Here is a 7,408-nt window from a genome sequence, read left to right on the forward strand (position 1 = left end):
CGGGGATGGTCCCGGATTCGCCTCCACGGGCGCCCCGGTCAGCTGCTGCTCCCCGCGCTCGCGGGGATGGTCCCTGCCGGCCTACGGTGCCGGCGGCCCCGGTGAACTTCTCCCCGACTCCGTGGGGGGCGTCTGCCGCGGCGCGGTGCGGCACGGCACCCGAGAGCCGCACAACGCCCCGGACGTCCGACGGTTGAGGGCAGGCGCGTGGGGCAGGCGCCGAGCGGAATGTTCTCCCCGACCCGTCGGAGGTGCCGTGACTTCGCCCGCGCAGAACCGGACCGTCGGCCCCAGCCCCTACGTACGAGCGGCCGACTACATCGCGGCCGCCCTGATCTTCCTGCAGGACAACGTGCTGATGTCCGACCCCCTGCGACCCGAGCACGTCAAACCGAGACTGCTGGGCCACTGGGGCTCCTGTCCCGGCATCACGCTCGTCTACACAGCCCTCAACGCCCTGATCCGGGAGCGCGGCACGGACGTCCTGCTGGTCACCGGACCGGGCCACGGCGCACCCGCCGTCCACGCCAACCTCTGGCTGGAGGGCACTCACGAACGCCAGGACCCGGCACTCGCGAGGACCGCGACAGGGCTGCGGGAGCTGGCCCGCCGCTACTGCGCCCCGGACGGCTTTCCCAGCCACCTCTCCCCGTCGGTCCCTGGCACCCTGCACGAGGGCGGAGAGCTCGGCTACGCCCTCGCGACGGCGGTGGGAGCGGCGCTGGACGCCCCGGACCGGGTCGTGGCGTGCGTGGTGGGCGACGGGGAGGCGGAGACGGGGCCCACGGCGGGTGCCTGGCACTCCACCAAGTACCTCGACCCGGTGACCTGTGGAGCGGTCCTGCCCGTGCTCCACCTGAACGGCTACAAGATCTCCTCACCCACCCTCTTCGCGACGATGACCGACGAGGAGCTCACGGCCCTGTTCCGCGGCTACGGCTGGGACCCTCGCATCGTGGACGAGACGGGGCCCTCGCCCGGAGCCGCCCTCACCGCGGCCGTCCTCGACGCCCACGGCACCCTCCGCGCGCTCCAGCGCCGGGCCCGCTCCGGCGACCTTCCCGTGCGGCCCGCCTGGCCGATGATCGTGCTGCGCACCCTCAAGGGGGCCGGTGCGCCGGCCGAGGTCGAGGGCACGCCGATCGAGGGCACCTTCCACTCCCACCAGGTCCCGCTCCCCGACGCACGCGAGGACCCGGAGCAGCTCAAGGCCCTGGAGTCCTGGCTGCGCTCGTACCGGCCCGAGGAGCTGTTCGACGAGGAAGGGCGGCCGGCGCCCGAGGTCCTCGCCGCCCTGCCGGAGCCGGACGCCCTGATCGGCGCCCAGCCCGCCGCCAACGGAGGACGGCTCCGTCGCCCCCTCCCGCTCCCGCCCCTCGCCCCCCACGCCCTCGCGCTTCCCGACGGGCCCGGGTCGGCCACGGCCGGCCCCACCCGGGTGCTGGGCGACTGGCTGACCGAGCTGACGGAGGCGACCGCCGAGCGCCGTGACTTCCGCATCGTCTCTCCCGACGAACTCGCCTCCAACAAACTCGACGCCATCCTCAAGGCCAGCGGGCGCGCGTACGTCTGGCCGGTCGAGGAGTACGCCGAGGACCTGGCCCGAGACGGCCGGGTGATGGAGACGCTCTCCGAGCACAACTGCCAGGGATGGCTCCAGGGATACCTGCTCTCCGGCCGCCACGGCCTCTTCCCCACCTACGAAGCCTTCGCCGCGATCGTCGACAGCATGGCCAACCAGTACGCGAAGTGGCTGAAGATGTCCCGGGAGGTTCCCTGGCGCGCCCCTGTCAGCAGCCTCACCTACCTCCTCACCAGCGAGGGATGGCGCCAGGAGCACAACGGCTACAGCCACCAGGGCCCCGGCTTCATCAGCAACCTCCTCAACCGCAAGTCCACCGTCACCGGCGTCTACCTGCCGCCCGACGCCAACACCCTGCTGGTCACGATGGAACGGCTCCTCGACGAGACCGGGAAGATCAACGCCGTCGTCGCCGGCAAGCACGACGCCGCCCAGTGGCTCGATCTCGACGCCGCCCGCGAGCACTGCCGGGCCGGGGCCTCCGCGTGGACCTGGGCCGGCACCGCGGGCGACGGGCCCGCCGAGGCCGTCCTGGCCTGCGCCGGCGGCATCCCCACCGTCGAATCGCTCGCCGCCGCCGACCTGCTGCGCCGCGACCTTCCCGAAGCCCGCATCCGCTTCGTCAACATCGTCGACCTGTGCGCCCTGGCCCCGCCGGACCGCCACCCCCACGGCATGTCACCGGAGCGGTTCCACGACCTGTTCGGCGAGGACACCCCCGTCGTCCTCGACTTCCACGGCTACCCCTCGGCCGTGCACCAGCTCCTGCACGGCCGCCCCCGCCCCGACCGCTTCCACGTCCGCGGCTACGTCGAGGAGGGCACGACCACCACCCCGTACGACCTCCTCGCCCTCAACGGAACCACCCGCCACGACCTCGCCCGTACCCTCCTGCACCACCTCGACCGCACGGACCGGCACGCCGGCCGCGCCCGCACGCTCGCCGAGCACTACGCGCGGCACCGCGACGAACTCCGCCGCGAACTGCGCCGCACCGGCGAGGACCCCGCCGAGATCACCGAATGGCGGTGGCCCGGATGACCGGCACCGTGCTCGTCGCCGACGCCGGCTCCTCCAGCTTCCACCTCGCCGTCCTCGACGCGGACGACCGGGTCGTGGCCTCCCGGGACTTCGACGCTCCACCCGACGAGGGAGCCGACCGGATGATCCGAAGCTTCCTGGACGACGCACCCGCCGTCGACGCCTGCGGGCACCGCGTCGTCCACGGAGGCCCGGACGTCACCCACCCCACGGCCGTGGACCAGACCGTACGCGCACGCCTCCAGGCCGCCGTCGGCCTCGCCCCGCTGCACATGCCGCCCGCGCTGGCCGCCCTGGACGCCGCCCGCGCCCTCCTGCCCGGCGTCCCGCACGTCGCCTGCCCCGACACCGCCTTCCACCGGCAACTGCCCGAACCGGCCCGCACCTACGCGCTCCCGCGGGAACTGACCCGCCGCCACGGCCTGCGCCGGTACGGCTTCCACGGCCTGTCCTACGCCCACGCGCTGCGCCGGACCACCGAACTCCTCGGTGCTTCCCCCACCGACCTCCAGCTGCTCCTCACCCACCTCGGCGGCGGCTGCTCCGCCTGCGCCGTCCGCAACGGCAGGAGCGTCGACACGACCATGGGGATGACACCGTCCGAGGGCCTGCCCATGAGCAGCCGCAGCGGCACCGTCGACCCCGGCATGCTCCTGTGGCTCCAGGACGAGACCGGGACGGACCCCCGGCGCACGGCCCGGCTCCTCGACCGCGAGTCCGGACTCCTCGGCGTCTCCGGGACGTCGGGTGACACCCGCGAACTGGTCCGGGCGCGCGCCGACGGCGACCCCGACGCCGCGCTGGCTCTCGCCGTCCTCACCCTCGGCGTCCGCCGGGGCCTGGCCGCCATGGCCGCGTCCCTGGACCGCGTCGACGCCCTGGTCTTCACCGGCGAGATCGGTCAGGACCAGCCAGAGGTGCGCGAGGAAGTGGCCGCCGGGCTGCGCGTGCTGGGCATCGAAGGCGGTCTCACCGCGGTCGACGACCCGCGGGAGCCCACGGTGGTCAGCCGACCGGGCGCGACCGTCCCCGTCCTCGTCGTTCCCACCGGGGAGATCCACGAAGTCGCCCGCCAGACCCGTGCCTGCCTGGAAACCGACCGCTGACCGCTTCCAGGACCCACAACCCGGTCCCGGCCGCGCGGTGCACGTCTCACACGGTCATGACGCGGGTCGCGGCGAAGGACGCAGGCGAGCGAGGAGGCGCACTCCATCAGCTGACAAGCAATACCAGTACAAAGCACGCGCACACGTGCATCCAGCCGGCGCCCGGTACGAGTTGCGAGTACGCGTCACTGGCCGCTGACCGCGTCCGGCCGCACAGGGCATGTGATCACGACGTGGCGCTGCATAGCCTGAAGGCCCAGCCCTGCAGGCGTCTGGAGGAGTTCGATGTCCCCGATGCCCCGTCCCTCGGGGTCCGGTGAGTGCCGTCTCCTGAGCCCTGTACGCGGCCCGGGTGCCGCCTCCGGGCGATGCCGGCAGGATCCGCCCGCGCGCCGGGAGCGCCCGTTGGTAGCTTGGCGGTCCTCACCGCCCGGCTTCCGGAGGACCTGGTGAACAGTGCCGCCGCCCCAACCACCCCGGCCGAGTACTGGGATGAGCAAGCCCTACCGCGGCGAGGGGCCCAGCCCCGTCCCGCGGCAGCAGCGTTCGACTGGACTGGACTGGACTGGACTGGCCTGGTCGACGACGCCGGGCCCGGCGCCGAACTTCTCGGCTCCCCGAAGACGGCTTTCGACCTCGGGCCGGCCCGAGGTCGAAAGCGCAGCGCCTCGCCCGCGCCGGAGTCGAGGTGACCGCCGTCGACTTCTCCCACGCCCAGGTCGAACGCACCCGCCGTCCCTGAGACGGCGGGCCCCGTCTCACCTTCGTCCACGCCGAGGCCTGCGCCTTCCTCGACCAGGCCCCGCACCGGTTCGACGTGATCTAGATGCATTGATCACGAGCGTTACAGCTACTTTTTAGCGACTGCTCCATGATCATCAAGGTCCGGAATGTACTCACGCGAATACCTTCCCGACGACGGCTTCGAGGAGCGTTCCCTTGGAAAACACGGGCGGCAGCGCCGCGGCGAGTGCCTGCGTGCCCGCTCCGCCCTCCACGACGCTTGCCACCCCAACCGCGTTGGCAGGCGGGCCAGGTCTTTTGACCATCCAGGAGTGAGCGTGAAGGTGCGGTGTGAGGGTAGGCGGGTTGTGGAGCGCCTGGATAACGCCCCTGGCCGGCCGCACGCGGACTTCCCCCGACGCGTGCGGCCGGCCTCTTCGTCCGCCAACTCGTTCTCGTCCGTCTGGTCCGCGGGCTCGTGCTCGGCGGTGATCCGGTGCCCCCGCCCGGGTGCTCCGGCTGCGCCTTTGTGTGGCGTTGTGGCGGCCTCTCGTCTGGCCTGGGTTCCCTGGGCGCCCGGGTGGCGTCGGGCGTTGGCGGATGAGCGTGCTACTTGGCGGGCTGAGCAGCGTGGATGGCGGACGAGTCGTGGCAGGCCGGCGCCGCTGCGGAGCGTCCAGAGGGAGTCGGGCTCTCGGTCGCCGGGTCGCTCCGTGTGCGATAGGACGGGCTTGTCGATGTCGAGTCAGGTGACGTGCGGGCTGTACCCGTCGTGCTCGTCGTCGATCACGCACTCGACTCTGGGTCTGATCCGTGAAGCGGCTCTCCAGGGCGTTGTGCGTGGACGCGGCGCACGTGCTTCACCGTCACCGCCACTGGGAGGCCGGCCAGGAGGAGGGACAGTCCCACCGGAAGCACTCCCGCCCACACCGTGGGTGAGACGTACGCGGTGCCGGATGTGCCGTCCACCAGCCACGCGTGAACCGGTTGCGCATCGATGTCGCCCTCGACGGGGACGGAGAACGACGAGCCGCCGTCCTCCGGGGTGAAGGTGCCTGAGCAGGACGTCGACGTTCCCGCATTGGCCACGGTGTTGTCGTACGTCCGGCAGTCGGCTTCGGTCACGGTGCCGCGCTCGCCCCACAGCGCCGCCCGCAGCTCCGCGGTGAAGTTCGTCAGTACGACGCAGGCCAGGAACAGCCCGACCAGGCAGGCCAGCGCCAGCCACGGGGCGGGTCCGACCTGCTCGGGCCTGCTTCGTTGCCCGTCCATGGCGCTCCCCATCCCCACCCCCGGATCCCCGACGGACCTTCATGCTGACTGATCCAAGGAGCCCGCGGAAGCCCTTCATGACGTGCTGGTGGGCGCGCACGAACGTCACACTGACCGACACCGGCCATCGATGTCGTCGACACCGCCGCCGCGCCCGCCTCGAAACGATGACCCCCGGTCGAAGTACCGGGGACCATCGTGTGCGTTGCTGATACTTGCGGATGTTGACCCTCACGCTGACGCCGTCGAGCGTGAGTGCGGCGGCACCGATGGCCCGGCCGCGGCAGCCGCCTGGGCGTGGCCGGTGAGGCTGAGGACGAGGAGCCTCCAGCGGGGGCGAACTACCTATGGACATCCGTAGGTGGCATGCCCTCAGGGCCACCACATTGGACACGGCCTGACTTCCCTGGGTCTGCTCGCTCTGCGCCCCAACCTGCTCAGTTGATCTCTCGACCTTTCGTATGGCCCTGCCCGACGTGTCGAACTGGTATCGGTGCGTCGTGGAGAACCTGTGTGCGCAAGTTCGGCCTGCTCGGAGGCCTGGATGCTCACGCGGGAGGAAGGCGTGGATGCGCACGTACTGCGTCGTCAGGGTTGGACGATCTCGGCGATCGCACGGCATCTGGGTCGTGACCGCAAAACGATCCGCGCCTATCTGAATGGCGACCAGGCCCCTGGCCGGCGACGTCAGGGCCCGGATGCCTTCGTTCCGTTCCTGCAGTACTGCCGGCAGCGGCTCGCGTTGCGCAATAAACAGAACGTTTGTTTGCGTTGGAGGTGTAGAGCGCACCACCTTCCCTCTCGACCTGCTCATCGCGCAGACGCGGGCGACCGCCGCCTACCAGACCCTCGCCGTCCCCCGCCCCGTCCATACGGCCGCGCTCCACCGTGCCCTGCTGCGCTGGGAGACCGCCGTGCACTACCACTTGTACTGGACGCCCCAGGGCCACTGCGCCGGTGGACGGGCCAAGCTGCGGCTCGCCGCCCGCGCTGAGCTCGCCCGCCACGAGCGTTAGGAGACGGCGGCATGAACGAGCGCGACCACGTGATCTGGCACGTGCGATGCCACCCCGACACCAGCCCGGACGCCTACCGCCACATCCTCGACCTCGCCGCGGAATTCACCCCCACCGCGCAGCCCCTCCCGCCGACCGCGCTCGTCGCACAGCTCCGCGGCGCGAGCAGGGTGTTCTCCTAGGCTCCCCGCAGGCTCGCGCAGCGATTCCAGCTCCAGGCCATAGCCACGTACGGCGTCCGCGTCCACATCGGCGTCGCGGACACCTGGCCGACAGCCGCGACCGCCTCCGCACCCACCGGACCGTCCGGCATCCTCCACCTCCCCGACCACCGCGCCGTCGAGACCTTCCTCCACCCGCTCCCCGTCGACGCGGTGCAGGGCATCGGCCCCGCCCAGACCGACACCCGGCGCCGCTTCGGCCTGCACACCGCCGGCGCGCTCGCGGCGATGCCGAGGACGTCGTCTGCCTCTTCCTCGGCGGAAGGAAGGGCCGCCTTCTGCGCGGCCGGCCCGCGGAATCGACCCGCGCACGATCACCGCGCACCGGATGCCCGAGTCGACCGGCGCCCACACCTCCTTCGGCCGGGACGATACAGACGCGGCGAGCGTGTGCGCCGCCGTGCTGGACCTGGTGGCCACCGTCGGCGAGCGGATCCGGCGCCGCGA

At 72.0% G+C, this 7,408-nt stretch carries 4 protein-coding genes and 1 pseudogene; 4 read left to right on the forward strand and 1 reads right to left on the reverse strand.

The features are described from left to right. Window positions 1-256: 256 nt before the first annotated feature. On the forward strand, window positions 257-2,623 hold the full coding sequence (locus tag IE321_RS39795) for a phosphoketolase family protein (RefSeq protein WP_190226528.1): 2,367 nt from the start codon (window positions 257-259) through the stop codon (window positions 2,621-2,623). Further along, window positions 2,620-3,729, forward strand: coding sequence for an acetate/propionate family kinase (locus IE321_RS39800; protein ID WP_226652897.1), 1,110 nt, complete (start codon window positions 2,620-2,622; stop codon window positions 3,727-3,729). Before IE321_RS39795 ends, IE321_RS39800 begins: the two co-directional genes overlap by 4 nt. 1,509 nt (window positions 3,730-5,238) lie before the next feature. Here the strand turns inward: IE321_RS39800 and IE321_RS39805 are convergent. Then, a complete protein-coding gene (locus IE321_RS39805; protein ID WP_190226530.1) occupies window positions 5,239-5,736 on the reverse strand; it encodes a hypothetical protein in 498 nt (165 codons plus the stop codon). A 532-nt stretch (window positions 5,737-6,268) separates the two neighbouring features. Here IE321_RS39805 and IE321_RS42625 point away from each other — a divergent pair. Then, window positions 6,269-6,379: pseudogene (locus IE321_RS42625) on the forward strand (helix-turn-helix domain-containing protein); the annotation flags it as partial. Window positions 6,380-6,751: 372 nt separating this feature from the next. Next, the gene (locus IE321_RS39810) at window positions 6,752-6,922 is read left to right on the forward strand and encodes a hypothetical protein (protein ID WP_190226531.1); all 171 of its coding nucleotides are present in this window, start codon (window positions 6,752-6,754) and stop codon (window positions 6,920-6,922) included. Window positions 6,923-7,408 lie beyond the last annotated feature (486 nt).

It is taken from the genome of Streptomyces hydrogenans (assembly GCF_014656075.1).
In the GTDB taxonomy this organism is placed as follows: domain Bacteria; phylum Actinomycetota; class Actinomycetes; order Streptomycetales; family Streptomycetaceae; genus Streptomyces; species Streptomyces hydrogenans.

Excerpts from the sequence above, each read along its gene's own strand:
- IE321_RS39810 (WP_190226531.1), top strand. The coding sequence starts at position 6,752 with ATGAACGAGCGCGACCACGTGATCTGGCACGTGCGATGCCACCCCGAC.
- IE321_RS39800 (WP_226652897.1), top strand. The coding sequence starts at position 2,620 with ATGACCGGCACCGTGCTCGTCGCCGACGCCGGCTCCTCCAGCTTCCAC.
- IE321_RS39805 (WP_190226530.1), bottom strand. The coding sequence starts at position 5,736 with ATGGGGAGCGCCATGGACGGGCAACGAAGCAGGCCCGAGCAGGTCGGA.